This is a genomic window from Leclercia sp. EC_58 (genome assembly GCF_019584355.1).
In the GTDB taxonomy this organism is placed as follows: domain Bacteria; phylum Pseudomonadota; class Gammaproteobacteria; order Enterobacterales; family Enterobacteriaceae; genus Enterobacter.
Window position 1 is genome coordinate 2373226 of the sequence record NZ_VDAM01000001.1, and the last position, 25359, is coordinate 2398584.

A 25359-nucleotide genomic window follows, 5' to 3' on the forward strand; every position below is an offset into this window, starting at 1 on the left:
GGTTGAATGCAAAATATTGCTGGTGCTTATTAAAGCACAAAAAGCGCCCGCAGGCGCTTTATGCTATGGCGTGGCTTAGCCCACGGCGGTGCCAGGCACCAGTACTTCCGTGGCAATAATCACGATAATCAGTCCAACCAGCACCGGAACCGAGGTGCGTTTTACCACTTCGAACGGCGAAATCTTTGCCATCCCGGCAACGGCAACCACCACACCGGAAACCGGGGAGATGGTACGTCCCAGGTTAGAGGCCTGCAGCATCGGGATGGTGAGATAGGCCGGGTTAATACCGGACGAATGCGCCAGTTTCGGGATCATCTCCACGAAGGCGTAGAACGGCGCATTACCGGAGCCGGTGGTCATCGCCGCCAGCATGGTCAGAACGACCAGCACCATCATCAGGATGATACTCGCTGAACCAAACGAGGTGGCGATAGAGATCAGGCTCTGGATAAAGCCGATAGTGCTCAGCCCCTGGGCAAAGACCCCGGCCGCGACCAGCAGCATCACCACCCCGGCGAAGGCATCCGCCATGCCGCGGTACGCCACTTCCAGGCCGCTAAAGACCTTCTGCGTATTGAAGCCGCGAACAAATTCCAGCAGCGCGGCAATCAGCATGCAGAGCACCAGAATGGTGATGATATGCAGTTCCGGGCCCCATTTGCCGTCGAAAATCAGCACGCCGACGATGGGCGTAAACGGCAGAATGGCATAGAAGGAGGGGGCCGTGGTGGTGATTTCGCTGACGTCGAGGCGTTCGTGCGAGATGTTCTCTTTGTTATCGAGGTAGCGCTGCCAGAAGAAGTGCGCAATTGCCATGCCGATAATGGCGGCAATAGAGATTGGCAGGGTGGTTTTAAAGGCGAAATCGATCAGCGGCATCTCGGCGGCTTTAGCGGCCAGCACCACGTCACCGGAGGTGGGGGAGAGAATAATCGCTGCCGGGGAGGCACAGATGGCTGCCGCCGCACCGCGACTAATCCCCACGTTGACCATTACCGGGAACAGGGTTGCCATCAACAGTACGCCGAGGCCCGTCGCTGACGATACGGCCAGTGACATCAGGCAGGCGACAAAATAGGCGGCAATCATCAGCAGGTAAGGGGAGTTGATATAGCTCAGCGGCTTTGAGGCCAGCTTAACGACCATATCGTTGGCGCCGATGTGGGTCATATAGGCGGCAAAACCACAGAGCATCATGATCATCATCCCCAGATCGCCACCGCGGCTCATCAGCAGGATTTTGATGTATTCAATGATATCGGTTGCGGTGTAACCGGTGCTGGTGGCGCTGGATGGCAACACCTTGTGACCCATCAGGGCACTGACAATCAGCAGAGTCAGACCGCCGACAAACAGCACCCCGGTAGCGGAGTAACCCTTAATGATGTAGCGCGCGACGCCGACAATGACAACCACCCCGATCAGGAGCTCGATAAACGTTAGCATGGTTTCCTCTGTTTCCCGACGCCCCCAGAGCGAAGGATAAGTAGCAATGAAAATAAGGTGACAAAATGTGCCGAAATAATGGCCCGGTCTCGCTGACTAAAATCAATAAATCGGCTACTAGAGGGGCAATGTTTCCGATTTTGCTGTGGCCGGGCTCATTCTCTTCGCCGATGGTGCCTGCGCGTGTGCGCAAACGCGATTGCGGTACGAATGTTAAACCGTTATGAGGCTTGCGTCTGCGCTTTTTAAAATCGCTTGTGTAAAAGGTTTCACTGCCGGTTGTGCATAAATCGTCTCTGCTGCCGGAGAAAAAGCAGCGGGTTCAGACTGTCGTAAAAACACCCTGGTTTAACGCGGGTAATAATATTTACGCTCGTTAGCTGGATCTTTAAAAATAATTAAATGTAATTGCAGAATTATTGTCTGTTGTGGCTTTTGGGTGTGCCGGGAAATAGAGCGCTCAGGAAAGCAATAGCGGAAAAACGATATCAATGAAGGCTCTACTGGAAGAGGCTGTTCTGCGTGTGTGCGCTGCTGCAACGACCGCGGCTCCCCTGTTGCGCTGCGGTGCCGGGGCCGTAGCGGCTTACCAGGCTGTATTATCGATTTTAATTATTTCGGCGGTATATAAACTGCCGCCTCAGTATTAGTTTTGCTTAATTTCTGTTTAATTAATATCAGGTGCAAGCTATTTCCAGGATTTTATTATGCGGCGTTAATAATTAATAAAGTAAAAGGGCATACCTCGCGAATATCAATGAGCATATTCTGTGCGCAAACATGCAGTGAATATATAATTGGTAATAATATCGTGAGAGTTGTTAATAAATTTATTTTAATTTTTTCTGTTATTTTGGCTGAGGTCTCTTTTTCTACTGTAGCGACAGCACAAGACGTAACGTCCTCCGACAGTTGGGTGAGCACCTTTACGAATAATGTAAAACAAACCTGGCAAAAGCCGCAGCATTACGATCTCTATGTGCCTGCCATAACCTGGCATGCCCGCTTCGCTTATGACAAAGAGAAGACCGATCGCCACAATGAGCGCCCTTGGGGGGCAGGGTTCGGACAGTCACGCTGGGATGAAAAAGGTAACTGGCACGGCCTCTACATGATGGCGTTTAAGGATTCCTACAATAAGTGGGAGCCTGTAGCGGGTTACGGCTGGGAAAAAACCTGGCGTCCGCTATCGAATGATAAGGTCCATCTGGGGCTTGGCTATACCACTGGCGTGACGGCCCGCGATAACTGGAATTACATTCCCATTCCGGTGCTCTTGCCGCTGGCTTCTGTGGGATATGGCCCGGCAACCTTCCAGATGACCTACATCCCCGGCACCTATAACAACGGCAACGTTTACTTCGCCTGGATGCGGTTTCAGTTTTAACTGAAAAAACTTTACACGCTGGTGATTTAATAGCCAGTTATTGAATAGTAAAGGATAAAAATTGGGGAGGAAAAATTAACGCGACTTTTGTCACTTTTCTTCAAAAAGCCACTGGACAAAACCGCTAACAATTGTTGTACTGATACCCGACACAGCATTTGTGTCCAATTTTCATGTAAAGGTAATTTTGATGTCTAAGATTAAAGGTAACGTTAAGTGGTTTAATGAGTCCAAAGGATTCGGTTTCATTACTCCGGAAGATGGCAGCAAAGACGTGTTCGTACACTTCTCTGCAATCCAGAGCAATGGTTTCAAAACTCTGGCTGAAGGTCAGCGCGTTGAGTTTGAAATCACTAACGGTGCCAAAGGCCCTTCTGCTGCTAACGTAATCGCTCTGTAATTCAGACGAGACAGCAAGAATTCCAAAACCCGCTCATTGAGCGGGTTTTTTTCGTTTCAGCTCAGCTAAACATATACAGTTTCAGAAAGCTGGCGATTATCAGTATGCCCAGCATCACCGCCCCTGCGCTTGTCATTTTCTCTTTCATTCCCACGCCCTCTCAGTCAACTGCCTCAAGGGTGCCTGAGAAAAATTAAGCCAACATTAAGGGCCGCCTTTTTAATGCGCGTTAATCGCAGAAACTAACCAAAATGCGAGCGCGGTCATCATTAGCGAGCCCAGCAGATTGACCGCAATGTTCAGCAGCGCCCAGGCGGCGCGGCCATCCTGCAACAGGAACACCACTTCCGCCGAAAAGGTCGAGAATGTTGTGAGCCCGCCGCAGAAGCCGGTAGTGATCAATAATTTCCAGACCGGATCGATGTGGGTCATCCTGTTGAACCACGCCAGCCCCAGGCCAATGATAAAGGCACCCGTGAGATTCGCTGCCAGCGTGCCGAACGGGATTTGCTGATGCAGGGGGTTAAACCGCATGCTTAACAGCCAGCGCGCCACGCTTCCTGTGCCCCCACCGATAAAAACGGCTAAAAGTAGTTGAAACACGAACAATACCTGCTGTTTGATGTGTAGGGCTATGAGTGTAACGCCGTTTGATGCAGGGGGAAAATATGTACGTTGCGGTTGGACAATTTGCAGTAACAGCGGACTGGCAAAAAAATGCCGAAACCTGCGTGACGCTGATGGCGCAGGCGGCAGAGCAGGGGGCATCGCTGCTGGTGCTGCCCGAAGCGCTGCTGGCGCGCGATGATAACGATCCCGACCTCTCCGTAAAGTCCGCTCAGCCGCTCGACGGTGGCTTTATGACCCGTCTGCTGGAGGAGAGCGCGCATAATCACCTGACCACAGTACTGACCGTGCATGTTCCTTCAACCGCAGGCAGAGCGATTAACACCCTTGTCGCCCTGCGCGACGGCAGGATCGTTGCCCAGTACGCCAAACTCCATCTCTATGATGCGTTCAGTATTCAGGAATCCCGTCTGGTTGATGCGGGCTCGGTTGTGCCGCCCCTGATTGAGATCGACGGCATCCATCTGGGGCTGATGACCTGCTACGATTTGCGCTTCCCGGAGATGGCATTGAATCTGGCGCTGGCGGGAGCAGAAGTGTTGGTTTTACCTGCGGCATGGGTCAGAGGGCCGCTCAAGGAGCACCACTGGTCAACGCTGCTGGCGGCCCGGGCGCTGGACACAACCTGCTATGTGATCGCAGCAGGCGAGTGCGGCAATAAGAACATCGGTCAGAGCCGCATTATCGACCCCCTGGGCGTGACCATTGCGGCTGCGGCTGAAGGCCCGGCACTGTTGCTGGCTGAAATCGACCGTGAGCGTATCACCCATGCGCGCCAGCAGTTGCCGGTCCTGCGCAACCGACGTTTCGCGCCACCGCAATTATTGTGAGTTTTTTAAACAACGCTTGATTCACCTTGTTACAGATTGCTATTGTGTGCGGGCGCTAAATGACCGTTAATAAGGTCGGGTTTTTAAGGCGCGAAATGCAGCCTGTTTACGTCAAGAAGGTATCTATGGGTGAGATTAGTATTACCAAACTGCTGGTGGTAGCCGCACTGGTTGTCCTGCTGTTTGGTACCAAAAAATTACGTACGCTGGGCGGAGACCTGGGTGCTGCCATCAAAGGCTTTAAAAAGGCGATGAACGAAGATGATGCAACGGCGAAAAGAAGTGCCGATGCAGATATCACTGCCGAGAAGCTCTCTCACAAAGAGTAACGGCAACGCGTTAAAGCGTTTGATAAAAAAAACCGGCCTGTAAGCCGGTTTTTTTATGGGTGAACTGTAAACTTTTGTGACGGGTTTACTTCACTTCTTCGCCTTTCGCCTGCATATCGGCGTGGTAAGAGGAACGAACGAACGGACCGCAAGCAGCATGGGTGAAGCCCATTGCCATCGCTTCGGCTTTCATCTCGTCAAACTCTTCCGGACTCACGTAACGCTGCACCGGCAGGTGGTGACGGCTTGGCTGCAGATACTGGCCCAGCGTCAGCATGGTGACGCCATGACGACGCAGATCGCGCATCACTTCAATGATCTCTTCGTTGGTTTCACCCAGACCGACCATCAGACCCGATTTTGTCGGGATATCCGGATGGGCTTCTTTAAAGCGCTCCAGCAACTTCAGTGACCAGTTGTAATCTGCACCCGGGCGCACCTGACGATAGAGGCGCGGTACGTTTTCCAGGTTGTGGTTAAAGACATCTGGCGGGTTGGCGTTGAGAATTTCCAGCGCGCGATCCATACGGCCACGGAAGTCCGGAACCAGGGTCTCAATCTTGATGGATGGGCTTTTCTCACGGATGGCAGTGATGCAATCAGCAAAGTGCTGAGCGCCGCCGTCGCGCAGATCGTCACGGTCGACGGAGGTGATGACCACATAGCGCAACGCCATATCGGCAATGGTCTGCGCCAGTTTCTGGGGTTCATTGGCGTCCGGGGCAACAGGACGTCCGTGGGCAACGTCGCAGAATGGGCAACGGCGGGTACAGATAGCGCCGAGGATCATGAAGGTCGCGGTGCCGTGGTTAAAACATTCAGCGAGGTTCGGGCAGGAGGCTTCTTCACAAACGGAGTGAAGGCCGTTTTTGCGCATCGCCGCTTTGATTCCCTGAATACGCGAAGAGTCCGCCGGAAGTTTGATTTTCATCCATGCCGGTTTTCTTAACAGCGCTTCGCGCTCCGTAGCCACGTTTTTAACCGGGATTAGGGCCATTTTATCGGCATCGCGGTATTTAACACCGCGTTCCATCACAATGGGTTTACTCATAGCGTGCGTCTTCCAGTTGCGAATATCGAAGGAAAGCGTTTCAATTCAAGGGAATGTTGTATTTATCAACTATTTTTGAACGAACGACAGGCAGTATATCATTGATACGGACGATAAAGCAGCCTGCCCGGTCGCCAAATTGTAAAATAGTTGTTGTTTTAAGCCTTTTGTGCGGCATAACCCGGTTTTATAGATAAGAGTGAAGCTCAAAAAGCCTGGCGGATGATAGTAATCATATTTTCAAGGACCGGATCCCGCAGGCTCAGCTTGTTGTAATACAGCGAGATTTCAACGGATTCAGCATTGAGCGGGGCAAAGGGGATCTGGTCCACCGGCCAGCAGTGACGAACCTGGTCAAACAGGCGCTCCGGGATGATGCCCAGCAGGTCGCTGCTGCCAATCAGCGCGGCAATGGTAAAAATATTGTAACTACTAAAATTGACCAGACGTTCCGGGAAAATGTCATTAATGCGCTGGCGCAGCCCGTTGAGATTTTGACCCTCCATCAGCAGCAGCGTTTGCTCGTAGCGCTGGAGATTTTCAACCGTGGCAGGCTCGTGCAATGCCGGGTGATTTTTACGACAGACCAAAAGCAGCTTATCCGCAAAAAGTACATTACGGCTTAAGGCCCGGGCGTTCAGGGCGTTGCTGTCCACGATAAGGTCGGTCTGAAACTGGCTGAGCTGTGCCTCGGCGTCACTGACCGGGATATTACGCAGCATCAGCTGTGGCGCGTGGGTCTTCACGGCATGGTAGATCATCGGCATCACCAGGGCGCCCACGGAGGGGGTCGTACCAATAGTGATGATGCGCTGCTTATCGTAGCTGCCAGTTAAATCCAGCGCGCCGAGAATGGATTCCAGCCCCTGGCTAATGTACTCATGCAGGTGGGTGGCATAGGCGGTAGGCGTTACGCCCTGGCCTTTACGAATAAACAGGGGATCGGGAAGAATTGTCCGTAATTTTTGAATGGACTGACTAATTGCCGAGGGAGTGAGGTTCAGAATTTTCGCAGCATTAACGATCCCCTTATGAACATATACCGCCTCAAAAATCGTCAATAAGTTGAGATCGATATTACGTAAAGTCCGAAAAATTTGCGGTTTTGCATCACTTCCGGTTTCACTCAAGCGCTTTTCTGGAAGTTTATTATTATCCACGCTATCCCTCCGTATTTATTCACGATATAAATAATAGTTGAATTTAAATAATGTGCTTATTGGGTAATGACTCCAACTTACTGATAGTGTTTTATGTTCAGATAATGCCCGATGACCTTGTCATGCAGCTCCACCGATTTTGAGAACGACAGTGACTTCCGTCCCAGCCTTGCCATTACGCACCACGCCTTCAGTAGCGGAGCAGGAAGGACATCTGATGGAAATGGAAGCCACGCAAGCACCTTAAAATCACCATCATACACTAAATCAGTAAGTTGGCAGCATTACCCCGACGCTGGAAAACAGGTGAAACGCGAATGTGCAGACGTGTTGCAGGCTTTTTGAAAATATAGAAATCAGAGATTGTTGTAAAGGATAAATGGTATGAAATAAGAATGGCTCATCCAATAAATGAGCCAGACGGGGAGGAGAATTAAGCAGTAATATATTTGTGTGGTGGATTGTTTAGCAGTGCTAAAAAAGAGTTTACCAAATGTGGACGTGCAATCTCAGGCGTAATGTCATCAACCCACTGGCGCATTTGTGCCATTTCCATTCCCGCATAACCGCAAGGGTTAATACGCTGGAAAGGCGAAAGATCCATATTGATGTTTAATGCCAGACCGTGAAAAGAGCACCCCTTACGAATGCGCAGACCGAGTGAACATATTTTCCTTTCACCGACATAGACGCCGGGGGCGTCAGCCCGCGGGTGGGCTTCAATATCAAATTCAGCCAGCGTGTTAACCACCGTCTGTTCCAGCAGCGTTACCAGCTCGCGCACGCCGAGCTTCCTGCGTTTCAGGTTGAGCAGAACATACATCACCTGCTGGCCCGGCCCGTGGTAGGTAATCTGCCCGCCACGATCGCTCTGGATAACCGGAATATCGCCAGGCATCAACAGATGCTCAGCTTTGCCTGCCTGGCCCTGGGTAAAGACGGGGGGATGCTCTACCAGCCAGATCTCATCCGGCGTGTTCTCGTCACGTTTGTCAGTAAATTCATGCATAGCCTGGGAGACAGGCTCATAGGGCTGCAGCCCAAGCTGGCGAACGAGAAGGGTGTCCTGATACAAAACGATCTCTCCGAACGAAGGAACAAACTGTAGCGGGGAGTATATCACAGAGGGGAAGCAGGTTACCCGGCGATGCGGGTAACCGAAAGGCGTTACAGCACCATACGAACGATATCGATATTGCCGAGCTCTTCGTACAGGGTCTCGACTTGTTCAATATGCGTCGCCGTGATGGTGATCGACACGGAGTGGTAGTTACCTTTGCTGCTTGGTTTTACCGTCGGAGAGTAGTCACCTGGCGCATGGCGCTGTACCACCTCAACCACCTGATCAACCAGCTCAGGCAACGCCTGCCCCATTACTTTGTAAGTAAAAGGAGTAGGGAATTCAAGCAGTTCGTTAAGTTTGGTTTTCATGGGAGCTCCGGCAGTACGTCAAAAAAATAATAACTCCCACATCAGGTGGGAGTTATCAGGTTACATAGTATATGGGGACAGAAATCACACTTTCAAGTGTTCAATTCTTAACCAAACCAGTGATGGAACATCAATTTAATGTAATCAATGATTTTGCCGAAGAAATTGCCTTCAGGGATTTCATCCAGCACCACCAGTGGGCGCTGATCGATGGTTTTACCATCGAGCTGGAAGTTGATGGTGCCGACAACCTGGTTTTTCTTCAGCGGAGCGTGCAGCTCGCTGGCGTTCAGCACATAGCTGGCCTTCAGGTCTTTCATGCGTCCACGAGGGATGGTCAGGTAGAGATCTTTATCAACACCCAGGGAGGCACGATCGTTATCCCCGAACCAGACCGGCTCGGAAGCAAACTCTTTACCTGCTTTCAGCGGGTTAACGGTTTCGAAGAAGCGGAAGCCCCAGGTCAGCAGCTTCTTGCTCTCAGCCTCGCGTCCTTTAAAGGTACGACCGCCCATCACGGCAGAGATCAGGCGCATCTGGCCTTCAGTAGCAGAAGCGACCAGGTTGTAACCGGCTTTTTCAGTGTGGCCAGTTTTGATGCCGTCAACGTTCAGGCTGTTGTCCCACAGCAGGCCGTTACGGTTGGTCTGACGAATACCGTTAAAGGTGAACTCTTTCTCTTTATAGATGGTGTATTCGTTCGGTACGTCACGGATCAGCGCCTGACCAATCAGCGCCATATCGCGCGCAGAGCTGTACTGACCTTCAGCATCCAGGCCGTGAACCGTCTGGAAGTGGCTGTTTTTCAGACCCAGCGCGCTCACGTAGCTGTTCATCAGGCCGACAAAGGCATCCTGGCTGCCAGCGGCAAAGTCTGCCATCGCCACGCAGGCGTCGTTACCGGACTGCAGGTTGATGCCGCGGATTAGCTGAGAGACAGGAACCTGCATACCTGGTTTCAGGAACATCAAAGATGAGCCCTTAAATACCGGGTTGCCGGTGGCCCACGCATCGTTACCGATGGTGACCAGGTCGGTCTCTTTGAATTTGCCTGCTTTCATGGCCTGACCGATGACATAGCTGGTCATCATTTTGGTCAGGCTGGCCGGGTCGCGTCGTGCATCAGCGTTCTGTTCAGCCAACACTTTGCCGGAGTTGTAGTCGATCAGGATGTAGGATTCCGCGTCGATCTGCGGAACGCCCGGGATCATGGTCTTGATATTCAGGTCATCGGCGTGAGCAACAGAGAGCGTGGCTGCGCAAAGCGCCGTAGTGAGCGCCATGCGCTGCATAAAACGAGCGGAGAAAGTGGTCTTCATGGTCAGAACAACGACATCCGTGATGGAATTAAAAAAAGTGCCTTACTATAGCAAATGCTATACAGGCAGGCATCCGACTTTCAGCATGAGAATGTGTATCAACATGACAAATACTGACAATTCGGATACCGCCGATTATCATTTTGCAACAGCAATAAACGATTGTAACTGCGCCTCATTCTGCAGGCGCTGCTGCAACGCAGCGGCTTCAGATTTGCTGGCAAACGGGCCTAACTGGATACGCCAGACTGCGCCATTTTGCTCAACGCGACCCGGAACGCCAAACTGCTGGCCGAGACGCTGCTGATACTGTTGCGCACGTGCCTGATCGCTGACTGCGCCAACCTGCACGACAAAGCCACCGGCCTGGGCAGGGGCGGAAACGGGGGCCGTAACCGGCGCCTGAGTCGGAGCGGAAACTGGCGCAGTAACCGGAGCTGTCTGGTTCACCGGCGCGGTGACGACCGGCTGTGGCGCTGGCGGTTCGCTGCCTTCCAGTACACCTGGCGCAAGCGTGGTGGGTGCGCCGAGGAAACCGCTGCTGCTCACCGGTGCGCCCATGGTGTCTTCGCTTTTCAGCGTATCGTTACTGATGGGGCGCACGTCACCCTGCGGCGCAGGTTCGGAAACGGACGACGCGCTACCCATACCGCCGCTCAGATCGGGGCGCGCGGGCAGGGCATAAGTCTGTTTTGCCACGGTGGTACAGGCCATACCCGGGCCGGAGAGCGAGCCGTCCTGGGCGACAATAATCGGGTCGATCCGCACTTTGGTGTTGTTTGACGTGTTCAGGCGGTCGGCCGCGGCGCGCGAAAGCGAGATGACGCGATCGTTGCCGTAAGGGCCCCGGTCATTAATACGCACCACGATCATCCGGCCATTCGCCAGGTTGGTGATACGCGCATAGCTCGGGATCGGCAGGGTCGGATGCGCAGCCGTAAGCTGCATTGGATCAAACACTTCACCGGATGCGGTCAGGTTGCTTCCTGGCTCGGCATCATAAATAGCCGCCAGGCCTGCCTGACTGAAGCGGGAAAGATCCTGGACGATTTTGTAGCTTTTACCGTCTCGCTCGTAATCCTGGTTCGCGGTAGCGCTGAGCGGTTCAAAACGCGGATCGGCTCCGCTGATCTCAACCACCGGACCATTACATACTGCCGGCTGCGGCGGTGCGACGGTCGCTTGCTGCTGACCATCGTCACTTGTACAGGCTGCCAGTAAACTCACTGCGATGCAGATCCCAGACCACTGCTTACGCATTGCGTGCCCCTTATACGCTTTTTGACAACATTTTTCTGTGTGTGTGGATCGACATGACGATCCCGAACCCGGCCATCAGAACAATCAGGGCCGAGCCTCCGTAACTCACCAGGGGAAGCGGTACGCCTACCACCGGCAGAATACCGCTCACCATACCAATATTTACGAAAACATAAACGAATAAAATCAACATCAAGCCACCGGCCATCACGCGGCCAAAGGTGGTTTGCGCCCGGGCGGCTATCCACAATCCACGCATGATCAACAGCAGGTAGAGCGCCAGCAGGATCAGAATCCCCACCAAACCTAACTCTTCAGCAAGCACCGCAAAGATAAAGTCGGTGTGACGTTCAGGCAGGAACTCAAGCTGCGACTGTGTACCGTGCAGCCAGCCCTTACCTCGCAGGCCGCCAGAGCCGATTGCAATCTTCGACTGTATTATATGATAGCCTGCCCCGAGCGGGTCGCTCTCTGGATCCAGCAGCATCATCACGCGCTGGCGCTGATAATCGTGCATCAGGAAGAACCATAGAATCGGGATAAAGGCGGCGACCAGCACCACTGCAATGCCGATAAGCCGCCAGCTCAGGCCGGAAAGGAAGAGCACAAACAGGCCGGAGAGGGCGATCAGAATTGAGGTACCGAGGTCTGGCTGCGCCGCAACCAGCAGCGTCGGCAGGAAGATCAGCACCAGCGCGATAGCGGTGTTTTTCAGCGACGGCGGGCAGACGTCACGGTTAATGAAGCGTGCCACCATCAACGGGACGGCGATTTTCGCAATCTCCGAGGGCTGGAAGCGCACAATACCGAGGTCGAGCCAGCGCTGCGCGCCTTTCGAAATCGCCCCGAACGCATCGACCGCCACCAGCAGGATAATACAGAAGATATAAAGATAGGGTGCCCAGCCTTCGTAGACGCGCGGCGGGATCTGCGCCATCACCACCATGATGATCAGACCCATGGTGATCTGGCCGATCTTGCGTTCGGTCATCCCGAGGTCCTGGCCGCTGGCGCTCCAGATGACCAGAGCGCTATAAACCAGCAGCGCCAGCAGGATCAGCAGCATGGCCGGGTCGATGTGGATCTTGTCCCACAGCGATTTTTTATTCGGATTATCCGTCACGATTATTGGTCCTCCGCGCCGGCGGCAGCCGGGCTCTCGCTCGGCAGGTCAGTGTTGTTGTCACCCAGCATAATGTGGTCAAGGATCTGGCGCATAATGGTACCGACCGCCGGGCCGGCACCGCCGTTTTCCAGAATGATCGACACGGCAACCTGTGGGTTCTCATAAGGGGCAAACGCAATCATCAGCTTATGGTCACGCAGACGTTCAGCAATTTTGTGTGCGTTATAGGTTTCGTTCGCCTTCAGGCCGAAGACCTGCGCGGTACCGGATTTCGCTGCAATTTTGTACGGTGCGCCGGCAAAGTACTTATGCGCCGTCCCGTTCGCGCGGTTGGCGACGCCGTACATCCCGTCTTTGGCAATTTCCCAGTAACCGGAGTGAATGTCTCCCACCGGCGGTTCATGGGGCTGCGCCCACGGCACTTTTTTGCCATCTTCGACGGTGCTCATTAGCAGGTGCGGCACTTTCACCACCCCGTCGTTGATAAGGATCATCAGCGCTTTGTTCATCTGAATCGGGGTCGCGGTCCAGTAGCCCTGGCCGATACCTACCGGAATGGTGTCACCCTGATACCACGGCTTTTTAAAGCGTTTCAGCTTCCATTCGCGGGTTGGCATGTTACCGGAACGCTCTTCGGCCAGGTCGATACCGGTGTAATGGCCATAGCCAAATTTGCCCATCCATTCCGAGAGACGGTCGATGCCCATATCGTAGGCCACCTGGTAGAAGAAGGTATCCGCCGACTCCTCCAGCGATTTGGTGACATTCAGATGCCCGTGGCCCCACTTTTTCCAGTCACGGTAGCGTTTTTCAGAGCCCGGCAACTGCCACCAGCCCGGGTCGAAGAGGCCGGTATTGCGGGTGATCACCCCTGCGCTCAAAGCAGAGACCGCCACGTACGGTTTCACCGTTGACGCAGGCGGATAGACCCCCTGGGTCGCGCGGTTGACCAGCGGCGTATTCGGGTCGTTGAGCAGGCCAGAATAGTCTTTGCTGGAGATGCCATCCACAAACAGGTTCGGGTCATAGCTTGGGGTTGAAACCAGCGACAGAATGCTGCCGGTACGCGGATCGGTGACAATCACCGCCGCACGGCTGCCGGCCAGCAGGGTTTCGATATACTGCTGGAGTTTAAGATCCAGCGTCAGATAGATGTCATGTCCGGCCTGCGGCGGCACCTCTTTCAGCTGGCGGATCACCCGGCCCCGGTTGTTAACCTCAACCTCTTCGTAACCGGTCTGGCCGTGGAGAACGTCTTCGTAATAACGCTCAATACCCAGCTTGCCGATATCGTGCGTTGCCGCATAGTTGGCGAGCTTGCCATCTTTATCCAGCCTGTCGACATCTTTATCGTTGATTTTAGAGACATAGCCGATAACGTGGGTCAGGGCAGAGCCGTACGGATAGAAGCGGCGCTTGTAGCCTTTAACTTCCACGCCGGGGAAGCGGTACTGGTTCACGGCGAAGCGGGCCACCTGCACCTCGGTGAGGTTGGTTTTGACCGGGATCGAGGTAAAGCGGTGCGAGCGCGAGCGCTCTTTTTTGAAGGCGGCGATATCGTCATCAGTGAGATCAACCACGCTGCGCAGTGCATCAAGCGTCTGCTGCACGTTATCGACCTTCTCCGGCATCATTTCGATCTGGTAGATGGTGCGGTTCAGCGCCAGCGGCGTACCGTTGCGGTCATAGATGATGCCGCGACTGGGGGCGATAGGAACAAGTTTGATGCGGTTTTCGTTGGAGCGGGTCTGGTAATCAGTAAAACGGACAATCTGCAGATTATAGAGGTTGGCGATCAGCACGCCAGTCAGCAGCAAAATCCCCAAAAAGGCGACCAGCGCCCGGCGCACAAACAGCGCGGACTCAGCCGTATAGTCGCGAAAAGAATTCTGTAGTTTCATCCGCTGCTTAATTTATCCAGGACTTAATCATTACTCACGGTGATAAGGGTGGTTGGTTGTGATGCTCCACGCGCGATAGAGGCTTTCAGCAACCAGAACCCGAACCAGCGGGTGGGGGAGCGTCAGCGCGGAGAGAGACCAACTCTGCTCTGCTGCCGCTTTGCAGGCGGGGGATAATCCCTCCGGTCCGCCAATTAACAGGCTGACGTCGCGACCGTCCTGCTTCCAGCGTTCCAGCTCAACCGCCAGTTGCGGCGTATCCCAGGGTTTGCCCGGAATATCGAGAGTGACGATGCGGTTTTTACCGGCAGCAGCCAGCATCTGCTCACCCTCTTTATCGAGAATACGTTTGATATCCGCGTTTTTACCGCGTTTGCCCGCGGGGATCTCCACCAGCTCGAACGGCATGTCTTTTGGAAAACGACGCAGATATTCAGTAAACCCCGTTTGTACCCAGTCGGGCATTTTTGTACCGACGGCTACCAGTTGCAGCTTCACGCATTAACCCCAGAGTTTTTCCAGCTCATACAGGCGACGGCTCTCTTCCTGCATGACGTGGACAATCACATCGCCAAGGTCAACAACGACCCAGTCAGCGGTCGCTTCGCCTTCAACGCCGAGCGGCATCATGCCGGCAGCGCGAGACTCCTGAACCACATGATCGGCGATGGAGGCAACATGGCGCGTAGAAGTGCCGGTGCAGATAATCATGCAATCGGTGATGCTTGATTTGCCCTGAACGTCGATGGCAATGATGTCCTGACCTTTCAGATCATCAATTTTGTCGATAACAAAATCCTGGAGTGCTTTACCCTGCAAGTTTTCCCCCTGGGAGAGTGAGATTGAACAACTATAAATTCGTAGCCAGACAGTATACCTGAACTGGCTGCAGTGTCGGGACAAATGTCACCGGACGGGCATGAGAAGGCGGGTATCATCCCACCCTCAGCCGAAGATTGCATCGCCATTTTTGTAAAACAGTTTTTGTAAAACAGTGCTGGCGGGAAGTCTGGCAGCGGAGGATATCAGCCTGGACGGGGGTGTCAATGGCGAGAGCGCGAATGGCGCGCTTTTTCTCCCGGGCGCCAGTCAGTTGCTGCTTTTCTGATACAACCCCTGCTGTTGAATATAACGCAACACCGGCATCGGTAACATCTCATCACAGGGGAGCCCCTGCTGCAGACGCTGGCGGATAAGCGTGGCTGAGATATCAAACCAGGGCGTCTCCGCGAGGTAAATTTTGCCGGCAGGCTGGTTGTGCAGATCTTCAGATTGATAAGTGAGATGCTGTTCCAGCCACAGCTGATGCTGCTCCTCTTTCATCGCCAGGGGATAGCCTGGCCGACGGCAGACGATTAAATGGCTATTATCGAGGATTGTTTCGTACTGATACCAGCTCGGGAAATTGAGCAGCGAGTCCTGGCCGATAATAAAGGCCAGCGGCTTCTCCGGCCCCTGTTCGCGTCGCCACTCCTCTAGCGTCTGCGCCGTATAAGAAGGACTATCCCGGCGCAGCTCGCGCTCATCAAGAACAAACAGCGGTTTATCGGCGATCGCCAGCTCCAGCATCTGTTTGCGCTGGGCGGGGGTGGCCTCGGGCTGCGGGCGATGCGGCGGCACGTTGTTCGGCATAATAGTGACGCATTGCAGGCCAATCTGGTTGGCCAGGATCTCGACCGGTTTCAGATGCCCATAGTGGATGGGGTCAAAGGTGCCGCCATAGAGTGCCTGTAGAGAGTGCATCTCTTACCCTTCTATAAAAATGTCCGCCAGCGCCTTGTGGCACAGCAGCAGCGAGAGACTCTCCAGCTCAGACCAGATCGACTGACCGTAATCCTGCTTCAGGGTCAGCTCGGTGCGCGTCAGAAGCTGAACGGCCTGGCGCAGCTGTTCCGGACTCAGCCGGTTCAGGGCTTCGGTGGTCATAACGCGGCGGTTCTGCCAGACCCGGTGTTTATCAAACAGCGCGCGCAAAGGCGTATGCGCTGACTGACGTTTAAGCGTCACCAGCAGCAGCAGTTCCCGCTGTAAGGTTCGCAGCAGAATCACCGGCTCGCTGCCTTCGAGACGCAACTGCTGCAGGATATGCAGAGCGCGTTTGCTCTTAGCGGACAGCAGGGCATCGACCCAGTGGAAAGGGGTAAAGTGCGCCGCGTCGTTAACTGCCTGCTCAACGCGCGGTAAGGTCAGTTTGCCATCGGGCCAGAGCAGCGCCAGTCGCTCCAGGGCCTGGGCCAGGGCGAGCAGATTGCCTTCGTAACAGTAACAAAGGAGCTGATTGGCCGCGTCATCCAACTGCAGATTGCGCTGCTTTGCCCGGGCTGCCACCCATTTTGGCAGATGCGCCTGCTCCGGTGTCTGGCAGGTCACCAGCACCGAATGGTTTGCCAGTGCCGTAAACCAGGCGGCATTTTCCTGCGCTTTGGTCAGTTTGTTGCCGCGAACGAACAGCAGCAGATCGCTGTGCAGCAGGCTAACCAGCGTGGCAAGCTGTTCGTTGATCGCCGCGTTAGGGCCGTTTTCCGGGAGCTGGATAAGCAGCGTTTGCCGGGCAGCAAACAGGCTCATGGCCTGGCAAAGGGAGAAAATCTCCTGCCAGTCGGTGCTGTTATCCAGAGTGAAACTGTGGTGCTCCTCAAAGCCCTGAGAGGCCGCAAAGTGACGCACGGCGTCCTGGCTTTCCTGGAGCAGCAGCGGATCGTTTCCGAGAAGCAGATACGCCGCGCGCAGCCCTTCATTGAGCTGCGCGCGGAGTTGTTCAGGGTACAACCTGAGCATTACTGACCCAGCGTCGTGGAGACGCGCGAGGAGGATGCCGTTGGCTGAGCAGCAGGCTGAGCTTTCAGGTCATTCTCTTTTTCAGCAGTCTGGACGCTCGGCAGCTTACGGATCAGCTGTTCCGCCGCCTTGTCGTACATTTCGTTGATGATAATGGTCTGCTCAGCGTCTTTCGCCAGTGCCGTCTGCGGGTTATCGAAGAACGAACGGTAGACCTTGGTGCTGATAGGGTAAATATCGCTACCCGGGATCAGTACCGCAGCGTGCACTTCCATCACCATCTGGTATTCCGCAGTACGACCATCCTGGAAGATGGAGGCGGTATCCTGGCTCAGGGTAGAGCTCAGGATGCGGAACGATGGGATGTCCTGGCGCAGCGTACCTTTTTCGATCAGTTCAACGCCGTTAAGACGCAGCTGGTTACGAATGGCACGGCTAAGCGGACCATTTGGATCGCCCGAATCGAAAATCATCGTTTTCATCTGCTCCGGCACCTGTGTGGTGTTACGCAGATGCCAGCCACATCCGGCGGTGACCAGCACCGCCAGCGATAACAGTAATGTTGCCAGTTGTCGCACGCTTCCTCCCGCGCTTAGCCAACGACCAGGTTCAGCAGTTTACCAGGCACGTAGATCACTTTACGTACGGTAACGCCATCAAGATACTTCGCCACCAGAGTTTCCTGGCCAGCACGCTCGCGGACCTGCTCTTCGGTTGCATCAACCGGAACAGTAATCTTACCGCGGACTTTACCGTTGACCTGCACGACGACCAGCGTGGTGTTTTCCACCATTGCGGATTCATCAGCCACTGGCCACGGCGCATTGTCGATATCGCCTTCGCCGTTCAGCTCCTGCCACAGGGTGAAGCTGACGTGCGGGGTGAACGGGTTCAACATACGTACCACAGCCAGCAGCGCTTCACGCATGATGGCGCGATCCTGCTCGCCCTCCTGCGGGGCTTTCGCCAGCTTGTTCATCAATTCCATAGTAGCCGCAATTGCGGTATTGAAGGTCTGACGACGGCCAATATCATCGGTCACTTTGGCAATCGTTTTATGAACATCACGGCGCAGCGCCTGCTGATCTTCAGTCAGTGCCGCGGCGTTCAGTGCCGGAGCCTCACCCTGAGCGGTGTGCTCGTAAACCAGTTTCCAGACACGTTTCAGGAAGCGGTTAGCCCCTTCCACGCCGGACTCCTGCCATTCCAGAGTCATATCCGCCGGAGAGGCGAACATCATAAACAGACGCACGGTATCCGCGCCGTAACGCTCTACCATCTCCTGCGGATCGATGCCGTTGTTTTTGGACTTGGACATCTTGCTCATGCCGGTATAGACCAGCTCATGGCCTGCCGCGTCCTTCGCCTTCACGATACGGCCTTTCTCGTCGCGCTCAACGATCGCGTCTTTCGGCGAAACCCAGTTACGTTCGCCGTTTGCGCCCACGTAGTAGAAGGCATCTGCCAGCACCATGCCCTGACACAGCAGCTGTTTTGCTGGCTCGTCAGAGTTCACCAGGCCCGCGTCGCGCATCAGCTTGTGGAAGAAGCGGAAGTAGAGCAGGTGCATGATGGCGTGTTCGATACCGCCAATGTAGATATCTACCGGCAGCCAGTAGTTTGCGGCTTTGGAATCCAGCATCCCTTCCTGATGCTGCGGGCAGGTGTAACGCGCATAGTACCAGGAGGACTCCATAAAGGTGTCGAAGGTGTCGGTTTCACGCAGCGCAGGCATACCGTTTACGGTAGTCTTCGCCCACTCAGGGTCGGCTTTGATTGGGCTGGTGATGCCGTCCATGACCACATCTTCCGGCAGGATCACCGGCAGCTGATCTTCTGGCGTTGGCATAACGGTGCCATCTTCCAGGGTGACCATCGGGATTGGCGCGCCCCAGTAACGCTGACGGGAAACGCCCCAGTCGCGCAGACGGTAGTTAACTTTACGCTCGCCGACGCCCAGCGCGGCCAGTTTGTCAGCAATGGCGTTAAAGCCCTCTTCAAAGCTCAGGCCGCTAAATTCACCGGAGTTAAACAGGGTGCCTTTTTCGGTCAATGCCTGTTCAGACAGGTCAGGCTCGCTGCCATCTGCTGCCAGGATAACCGGCTTAATCGCCAGGTTGTATTTGGTGGCAAACTCGTAGTCGCGCTGATCGTGACCCGGAACGGCCATCACCGCGCCAGTACCGTATTCCATCAGTACGAAGTTGGCGACCCAGACCGGGATCGCTTCGCCCGTCAGTGGGTGTTTGGCATAGAAACCGGTGGCAACGCCTTTTTTCTCCATCGTTGCCATGTCAGCTTCGGCGACTTTGGTGTTGCGGCATTCGTCGATAAAGGTCGCCAGTTCCGGGTTGTTCTCTGCCGCTTTCTGCGCCAGCGGGTGACCTGCGGCCACGGCCAGGTAGGTCGCACCCATGAAGGTGTCCGGACGGGTGGTGTAGACGGTCAGCGGCTGATCGTAGTTTTCAACGTTGAAGGTGATCTCTACCCCTTCAGAGCGACCGATCCAGTTACGCTGCATGGTCTTCACGGTATCTGGCCAATGGTCCAGATTATCCAGATCGTTCAGCAGTTCGTCGGCGTAAGCGGTGATTTTGATAAACCACTGCGGGATCTCTTTGCGCTCAACTTTGGTGTCGCAGCGCCAGCAACAACCGTCGATAACCTGTTCGTTCGCCAGAACGGTCTGATCGTTCGGGCACCAGTTAACGGCGGAGGTTTTTTTGTAGACCAGCCCTTTTTTGTAGAGCTCGGTGAAGAATTTCTGCTCCCAGCGGTAATATTCCGGGGTGCAGGTCGCCAGCTCGCGGCTCCAGTCATAGCCAAAGCCCAGCATCTTGAGCTGGTTTTTCATGTAGGCGATATTGTCGTAGGTCCATGGCGCTGGCGCAGTGTTGTTTTTCACCGCGGCACCTTCTGCAGGCAGACCAAACGCATCCCAGCCGATTGGCTGCAGGACGTTTTTGCCCAGCATGCGCTGATAACGGGCGATCACATCACCGATGGTGTAGTTACGCACGTGGCCCATGTGTAGTCGGCCAGAAGGATAGGGAAGCATCGACAGGCAGTAATACTTCTCTTTGCTCTCGTCTTCGGTGACTTCAAAAGTGCGCTTCTCGTCCCAGTGTTGCTGGACTTTCGATTCTATCTCTTCCGGGCGGTATTGCTCTTGCATGGCAGCCAGTGGTCCTGTGTTCAATACAGCTACAAATGTAGCCAATGGATGTGGTAATTCAGATCCGCATAGCATAGCCCAAACGCCCGCGTCAAAACAGCCTTTACCACTAAAAGCGCCTTGCAGGAATTTACGTAGAGTGTGGATGACCTGACAAAGCGGGGCGCAAATAAGGTCTATCATTAGAGAGGTTTACTTACCCGGGAGGCAAAATGATGAACAAGGTTGCTCAATTTTACCGTGAACTGGTCGCCACATTGACAGAACGTCTGCGGAATGGTGAGCGTGATATTGATGCGCTCGTCGAGCATGCACGCGTTAAGGTGATGCAGACGGGTGAGTTAACGCGCACCGAAGTGGAAGAGGTGACCCGCGCGGTTCGCCGCGATCTGGAAGAGTTCGCCCGTAGCTATGGCGAAAGCCAGGACGAGGCCACCGACAGTGTATTTATGCGGGTGATTAAAGAGAGCCTCTGGCAGGAGCTGGCGGACATTACCGATAAAACCCAGCTGGAGTGGCGTGAGGTCTTTCAGGATCTGAACCACCACGGGGTGTATCACAGCGGTGAGGTTGTCGGGCTGGGGAATCTGGTGTGCGAGAACTGCCATTTCCACATGGCGATTTATACACCGGAGATGCTGCCGGTCTGTCCTAAATGCGGCCACGATCAGTTCCAGCGTCGGCCATTTGAACCCTAATGTTGTCGTAATATAAGCTGGCACGGTGATGCCAGCTTTTTCAGCACAAAAGTGGTGCGTGGCGTTAAGCGTAAAACGCCAGCCGTTCGGCTAATAAATCAACAAAGGCTTCACGGTTAATGTTTGTCATAACAGTGGTATTCGGCCTGTTATCCGTCAGGAAGTAATAGTCCACCACCGTCATTCCCTGAGTGTATTTCCCCTGCGTTTCCACGCCTACCCAGCGCTCCACGGTGGTAAATATCTCCGGTTTCAGTAGCCAGGCGATGGTACAAGGGTCATGCAAGGGTGCCCCCTGGAAACCCCATTTCTCGGTTTTATGGTACTCCATAAAGAAGTCGAGCAGCTCCGCCACGGTGGTTGCCACGGGATTGCCGATCCGGCGAAAACGTTCGATATCTTCCGCCATAATTTGCGCCTGATGCGTCACATCCAGCCCGGCCATGACCACCGGAATGCCGGACTGAAAGACGATCTCGGCCGCCTCTGGGTCAACAAAGATGTTGAATTCCGCCGCAGGCGTCCAGTTACCCAGCCCCATCGCACCGCCCATGATCACAATCCGGGCGATTTTCGCATGCAGCTCCGGGTGGCTGTTCAGCAGCAGGGCGACGTTGGTTTGCGGACCGGTAGAGACCAGCGTCACCGGCTCGGCGCTTTCGCGCAGTACGTTTGCCATCAGCTCCACTGCCGTGCATTCCTGCGGCGCAAAATCTGGCTCGGGCAGGGCAGGGCCGTCAAGGCCGCTTTCTCCGTGTACATTGTCGGCAATGATCAGATCGCGCATCAGGGGCTTAACTGCGCCGCCTGCCACCGGAATATCGCTGCGTTTCAGCAGGGTAAGCATGCGCAGCACATTGCGCAGGGTTTTGTCAGGGGTCTGGTTACCGGCAGAAGAGGTTACAGCCTTGAGGTCAAGCTCAGGTGAGGCGAGGGCAAGGACGAGTGCTATCGCGTCATCATGACCCGGATCGCAATCGAGGATAATGGGCAGTGCCATAGAAATCTCCATTTCTTAGTGTTGTTTGGCGACAAGGCTAACGCTGATGGCAGAGGCAGACGAGATAAAGAGATAAAAAGCGTGAAGCGGTGCGCAATCTGAGCGATTGCGCACCGGGGAGATTAATGCAGGATTTTGGCGAGGAAGTCTTTCGCGCGTTCAGACTGCGGGTTATTAAAGAACTCTTCTTTCGCCGAGTCCTCGACGATTTTACCCTCATCCATAAAGATCACGCGGTTTGCGACTTTACGCGCAAAGCCCATTTCGTGCGTGACCACCATCATGGTCATCCCTTCCTGCGCCAGTTGAACCATAACATCCAGCACTTCATTGATCATCTCCGGGTCAAGCGCGGATGTTGGCTCATCAAAGAGCATCGCGACGGGATCCATACAGAGCGCGCGGGCAATCGCCACGCGCTGCTGCTGGCCGCCGGATAACTGCGCCGGGAATTTATCAGCATGGGCGGAGAGACCCACGCGCTCCAGCAGTTTCAGCCCTTTCTCACGTGCGGCCGCCTTATCGCGCTTGAGGACCTTCACCTGCGCCAGGGTCAGGTTCTCAATGATCGACAGATGCGGGAAGAGTTCAAAGTGCTGGAACACCATCCCGACGTTGGAACGCAGCTTCGCCAGATTGGTCTTCTTGTCATTCACCCTGGTGCCGTTGACGATGATCTCGCCCTGCTGCACCGGCTCAAGACCGTTCACGGTTTTGATCAGCGTGGATTTACCCGAGCCGGACGGCCCGCACACCACTACCACTTCGCCCTTTTTCACTTCCGTGGAGCAGTCGGTCAGCACCTGAAAGTGCCCATACCATTTAGAAACATTTTTCAGGGAAATCATTACACTGTCCTTTTCTTCAGCCAGCTGACCAACAGCGACGCGCTTAAACTAATTGCAAAATAGACCGCACCTGCGAACAGGATCATCTCAACCTGGGTACCATCGCGCTCGCCGATGGTGGAGGCGGTACGGAAGAAGTCTGCCAGGCTCAATACATAGACCAGCGAGGTATCCTGGAACAGCACGATGCCCTGGGTGAGCAGCAGCGGAACCATGGCGCGGAATGCCTGCGGCAGAATGATGAGCTTCATCGACTGCCAGTGGGTCATGCCTAACGCCAGGGCGGCGCTGGACTGTCCGCGGGAGATACTCTGGATCCCGGCACGAATAATTTCTGAATAGTAGGCCGCCTCAAACATGGAGAAAGCCACCATCGCGGAGATCAAACGGATATCGGATTTCGGCGACAGGCCTAAAACGTTCTGCAGGAATCCAGGAACGATCAGGTAGAACCACAGCAGCACCATCACCAGCGGGATGGAGCGGAACACGTTGACGTAAGCGGTCGCAAACCAGGCCACAGGCTTAAAGCTCGACAGACGCATTACCGCCAGCAGGGTGCCCCAGACAATCCCGACAATCACCGCCGTCAGGGTAATCTTCAGCGTGATGATCAGGCCATCGATCAGGTAGGGCAGGGAGGGAACAATAGAGCTCCAGTCAAATTCGTACATTATTTGCCCCCCAGGTTGCCCGGCAGGCGAACTTTACGTTCAACCAGGTTCATCACCAGCATAATCACAGCATTAATCAATACGTAGGCCAGGGTAATGGCGGTGAAGGATTCCCACGCATGGGCGGAATAATCCAGCAATTTGCCCGCCTGCGCGGCCATATCCACCAGACCGATGGTGGAGGCGATGGCCGAGTTTTTCACCAGGTTCATCATCTCCGAGGTCATCGGCGGCACAATCACGCGGTAGGCGTTTGGCAGCAGGACGTAGCGGTAAGCCTGTGGTAGCGTAAGACCCATCGCCAGCGCCGCATTTTTTTGTCCCCGTGGCAGAGACTGAATAGCCGCACGCACCTGCTCGCACACGCGGGCGGCGGTGAACAGACCCAGACAGAGCATCGAGGAGACAAAGAACTGCACGTTTGGATCCAGTTCCGATTTGAACCACATGCCGATATCTTCCGGCAACAGTTCCGGGATGACCAGATACCAGGTAAAGAACTGCACGATTAACGGAACGTTACGGAACAGTTCGACGTAGCAGGTGCCAATGGAAGAGAGAAAACGGTTAGGCACGGTACGCAAAATACCGAACAACGAGCCGACAAGAAACGCAATAATCCAGGCGGTGATCGACAGCGCGACCGTGACCTGAAAACCGCTCCACAGCCAGCCAAGATAGGTGGTGTTGCCGAACGGGGCTTGCTGCAGGAAAATGCCCCAGTTCCAGTCAATTGACATAGTAAACTCCAGAAAAAAAAGGGTAGCAGCGCTACCCTCGAAGATTGGTGAGAAGCTTTAATATTCGCGCTGAGTGGGGAACGACCACTCAACGTTTAGTCTGTCCGCGCTTCCCGACAATCGAGAGGGCAGGAGAACCCGCCCCTTAGTGGTTCTAATTAGTTAAGTGCCTTGTCATTCGGTTCTTTAAACAGCGCTTTCATATCGTCAGACAGTTCAAAGTTCATGTTGAGATTTTTTGGTGGGATTGGGTTTTTAAACCACTTATCGAACCATTTCTCTGCTTCACCGGAGGTCTGAACCTGAGCGATGGTATCGTCGACGAGTTTCTTAAATTCCGCGTCGTCTTTACGCATCATGCAGCCGTAGGCCTCTTTGGATTGCGCGGTGCCGACGATTTCCCAGTTATCCGGTTTCTTCGCTTTAGCACGCTCACCCGCCAGCAGAGCATCATCCATCATAAACGCGACGGCGCGGCCGCTTTCCAGAGTACGGAAAGAGTCGCCGTGGTCTTTGGCGCTGATGATACGCATGTCCATTTTCTTCTCTTCATTCAGCTTATGCAGCAGAACTTCAGAAGTCGTCCCGGAGGTCACAACCACCGCTTTGCCTTTCAGGTCGGCGAAATCTTTAATATCGCCGCCTTTTTTGGTCAGCAGACGGGTACCCACCACGAAGATGGTGTCGGAGAAGGCAGCCTGTTTCTGACGCTCAAGGTTGTTGGTGGTGGAGCCACACTCAAAATCAAAGGTGCCGTTTTGCAGCAGTGGAATACGGTTTTGTGAAGTGATTGGGATCAGCTTCACTTCCAGATCCGGTTTGTTCAGCTTTTTCTTCACCGCGTCGACGATCGCGTTGGAGTAAGCCTGTGAGTAGCCCACGACTTTTTGCGTGTTGTCGTAGTATGAGAACGGAACAGACGATTCACGGTGGCCGACCACAATCACGCCGTTTTTCGCGATTTTTTCCAGGGTACCGCCCGCTGCCGGAGCAGCATCTTCAGCGTGTACGACGCCTGCGGACAATCCCATCACCAGCATTGCTGTGGCCAGTTTACGTAATTGCATATCCAACTCCTTTATTATCAGCGCCAGAGACGCATTGATATTCGGTGTGATGTTGTTATAGCTCGCGCGATACGAGTGCAGTGTTATACCTGTTTGTTAACATTTAGTT

The 25359-nt window shown here is 54.3% G+C and carries 26 protein-coding genes and 1 pseudogene; 5 read left to right on the top strand and 22 right to left on the bottom strand.

Features of this window, described 5'->3' with window-relative positions; translation table 11 throughout:
- Positions 1-75: 75 nt before the first annotated feature.
- Complete coding sequence (dcuC, locus tag FHC51_RS11600; protein WP_103824196.1) at positions 76-1449, bottom strand: anaerobic C4-dicarboxylate transporter DcuC; 1374 nt, start codon at positions 1447-1449, stop codon at positions 76-78.
- An 811-nt stretch (positions 1450-2260) separates the two neighbouring features.
- Here dcuC and pagP point away from each other — a divergent pair.
- A complete protein-coding gene (gene pagP / locus FHC51_RS11605; RefSeq protein ID WP_370463891.1) occupies positions 2261-2836 on the top strand; it encodes a lipid IV(A) palmitoyltransferase PagP in 576 nt (191 codons plus the stop codon).
- Positions 2837-3026: 190 nt separating this feature from the next.
- Positions 3027-3236: a transcription antiterminator/RNA stability regulator CspE gene (gene cspE / locus FHC51_RS11610; RefSeq protein ID WP_002439184.1), complete on the top strand. Its 210-nt coding sequence runs from the start codon at positions 3027-3029 to the stop codon at positions 3234-3236.
- A gap of 219 nt (positions 3237-3455) precedes the next feature.
- Here cspE and crcB read toward each other — a convergent pair whose 3' ends face one another.
- The gene (crcB, locus tag FHC51_RS11615) at positions 3456-3839 is read right to left on the bottom strand and encodes a fluoride efflux transporter CrcB (RefSeq protein ID WP_156238055.1); all 384 of its coding nucleotides are present in this window, start codon (positions 3837-3839) and stop codon (positions 3456-3458) included.
- Positions 3840-3904: 65 nt separating this feature from the next.
- Here crcB and FHC51_RS11620 point away from each other — a divergent pair, with 65 nt between their 5' ends.
- Together FHC51_RS11620 and tatE are read left to right on the top strand one after the other, a co-directional pair.
- Positions 3905-4693: a deaminated glutathione amidase gene (locus FHC51_RS11620; protein WP_220435597.1), complete on the top strand. Its 789-nt coding sequence runs from the start codon at positions 3905-3907 to the stop codon at positions 4691-4693.
- A 125-nt stretch (positions 4694-4818) separates the two neighbouring features.
- Positions 4819-5022, top strand: a complete 204-nt coding sequence (tatE, locus tag FHC51_RS11625) for a twin-arginine translocase subunit TatE (RefSeq protein WP_103178659.1) — start codon at positions 4819-4821, stop codon at positions 5020-5022.
- An 85-nt stretch (positions 5023-5107) separates the two neighbouring features.
- Here tatE and lipA read toward each other — a convergent pair whose 3' ends face one another.
- The 15 genes and pseudogenes from lipA to leuS all read right to left on the bottom strand — a co-directional run bounded on the left by lipA (position 5108) and on the right by leuS (position 20223).
- A complete protein-coding gene (lipA, locus tag FHC51_RS11630) occupies positions 5108-6073 on the bottom strand; it encodes a lipoyl synthase (RefSeq protein ID WP_103824200.1) in 966 nt (321 codons plus the stop codon).
- Between the two features lie 206 nt (positions 6074-6279).
- Positions 6280-7233, bottom strand: coding sequence for a YbeF family transcriptional regulator (locus FHC51_RS11635; RefSeq protein ID WP_220435598.1), 954 nt, complete (start codon positions 7231-7233; stop codon positions 6280-6282).
- A 77-nt stretch (positions 7234-7310) separates the two neighbouring features.
- Positions 7311-7409, bottom strand: a pseudogene (locus FHC51_RS11640) (IS1 family transposase); the annotation flags it as partial.
- A gap of 257 nt (positions 7410-7666) precedes the next feature.
- Positions 7667-8308 carry a lipoyl(octanoyl) transferase LipB gene (gene lipB, locus FHC51_RS11645; protein ID WP_220435599.1) on the bottom strand — a complete coding sequence of 214 codons (642 nt, stop codon included), beginning with the start codon at positions 8306-8308 and terminating at the stop codon, positions 7667-7669.
- Positions 8309-8400: 92 nt separating this feature from the next.
- Positions 8401-8664: a DUF493 family protein YbeD gene (gene ybeD, locus FHC51_RS11650; RefSeq protein ID WP_003022706.1), complete on the bottom strand. Its 264-nt coding sequence runs from the start codon at positions 8662-8664 to the stop codon at positions 8401-8403.
- A 107-nt stretch (positions 8665-8771) separates the two neighbouring features.
- The gene (gene dacA, locus FHC51_RS11655) at positions 8772-9983 is read right to left on the bottom strand and encodes a D-alanyl-D-alanine carboxypeptidase DacA (RefSeq protein WP_103823602.1); all 1212 of its coding nucleotides are present in this window, start codon (positions 9981-9983) and stop codon (positions 8772-8774) included.
- Between the two features lie 138 nt (positions 9984-10121).
- Entirely contained in the window at positions 10122-11243 is a 1122-nt protein-coding gene (gene rlpA, locus FHC51_RS11660) for an endolytic peptidoglycan transglycosylase RlpA (RefSeq protein ID WP_114387668.1), read from the bottom strand.
- A 10-nt stretch (positions 11244-11253) separates the two neighbouring features.
- Positions 11254-12366 carry a peptidoglycan glycosyltransferase MrdB gene (gene mrdB, locus FHC51_RS11665; RefSeq protein ID WP_114387667.1) on the bottom strand — a complete coding sequence of 371 codons (1113 nt, stop codon included), beginning with the start codon at positions 12364-12366 and terminating at the stop codon, positions 11254-11256.
- A gap of 2 nt (positions 12367-12368) precedes the next feature.
- Complete coding sequence (gene mrdA / locus FHC51_RS11670; protein ID WP_103823599.1) at positions 12369-14270, bottom strand: peptidoglycan DD-transpeptidase MrdA; 1902 nt, start codon at positions 14268-14270, stop codon at positions 12369-12371.
- Positions 14271-14300: 30 nt separating this feature from the next.
- Positions 14301-14768 (bottom strand): 23S rRNA (pseudouridine(1915)-N(3))-methyltransferase RlmH, encoded by a 468-nt coding sequence (gene rlmH / locus FHC51_RS11675; protein WP_103823598.1) that lies wholly within the window; start codon positions 14766-14768, stop codon positions 14301-14303.
- Positions 14769-14771: 3 nt separating this feature from the next.
- Entirely contained in the window at positions 14772-15089 is a 318-nt protein-coding gene (rsfS, locus tag FHC51_RS11680; protein WP_103178668.1) for a ribosome silencing factor, read from the bottom strand.
- 270 nt (positions 15090-15359) lie between these two features.
- On the bottom strand, positions 15360-16013 hold the full coding sequence (nadD, locus tag FHC51_RS11685) for a nicotinate-nucleotide adenylyltransferase (protein ID WP_220435600.1): 654 nt from the start codon (positions 16011-16013) through the stop codon (positions 15360-15362).
- 3 nt (positions 16014-16016) lie between these two features.
- A complete protein-coding gene (gene holA, locus FHC51_RS11690) occupies positions 16017-17048 on the bottom strand; it encodes a DNA polymerase III subunit delta (protein ID WP_220435601.1) in 1032 nt (343 codons plus the stop codon).
- The gene (lptE, locus tag FHC51_RS11695) at positions 17048-17626 is read right to left on the bottom strand and encodes an LPS assembly lipoprotein LptE (protein ID WP_103823594.1); all 579 of its coding nucleotides are present in this window, start codon (positions 17624-17626) and stop codon (positions 17048-17050) included. The genes holA and lptE overlap by 1 nt, the downstream gene beginning before the upstream one ends.
- A gap of 14 nt (positions 17627-17640) precedes the next feature.
- Entirely contained in the window at positions 17641-20223 is a 2583-nt protein-coding gene (gene leuS, locus FHC51_RS11700; RefSeq protein ID WP_220435602.1) for a leucine--tRNA ligase, read from the bottom strand.
- Between the two features lie 215 nt (positions 20224-20438).
- Here leuS and FHC51_RS11705 point away from each other — a divergent pair, with 215 nt between their 5' ends.
- Complete coding sequence (locus tag FHC51_RS11705; protein WP_103823619.1) at positions 20439-20921, top strand: zinc ribbon-containing protein; 483 nt, start codon at positions 20439-20441, stop codon at positions 20919-20921.
- 64 nt (positions 20922-20985) lie between these two features.
- On the opposite strand, the gene rihA is transcribed toward FHC51_RS11705, so the two are convergent.
- The 5 genes from rihA to FHC51_RS11730 form a co-directional block, all read right to left on the bottom strand.
- Entirely contained in the window at positions 20986-21921 is a 936-nt protein-coding gene (rihA, locus tag FHC51_RS11710; RefSeq protein WP_220435603.1) for a pyrimidine-specific ribonucleoside hydrolase RihA, read from the bottom strand.
- A gap of 122 nt (positions 21922-22043) precedes the next feature.
- Positions 22044-22769 carry an amino acid ABC transporter ATP-binding protein gene (locus FHC51_RS11715; RefSeq protein WP_103178677.1) on the bottom strand — a complete coding sequence of 242 codons (726 nt, stop codon included), beginning with the start codon at positions 22767-22769 and terminating at the stop codon, positions 22044-22046.
- Positions 22769-23443, bottom strand: coding sequence for a glutamate/aspartate ABC transporter permease GltK (gene gltK, locus FHC51_RS11720; protein ID WP_103823590.1), 675 nt, complete (start codon positions 23441-23443; stop codon positions 22769-22771). The genes FHC51_RS11715 and gltK overlap by 1 nt, the downstream gene beginning before the upstream one ends.
- Positions 23443-24183 (bottom strand): glutamate/aspartate ABC transporter permease GltJ, encoded by a 741-nt coding sequence (gltJ, locus tag FHC51_RS11725; RefSeq protein ID WP_103178679.1) that lies wholly within the window; start codon positions 24181-24183, stop codon positions 23443-23445. The genes gltK and gltJ overlap by 1 nt, the downstream gene beginning before the upstream one ends.
- Before the next feature lie 158 nt (positions 24184-24341).
- On the bottom strand, positions 24342-25250 hold the full coding sequence (locus tag FHC51_RS11730) for an amino acid ABC transporter substrate-binding protein (RefSeq protein WP_168192006.1): 909 nt from the start codon (positions 25248-25250) through the stop codon (positions 24342-24344).
- Positions 25251-25359: the final 109 nt, after the last annotated feature.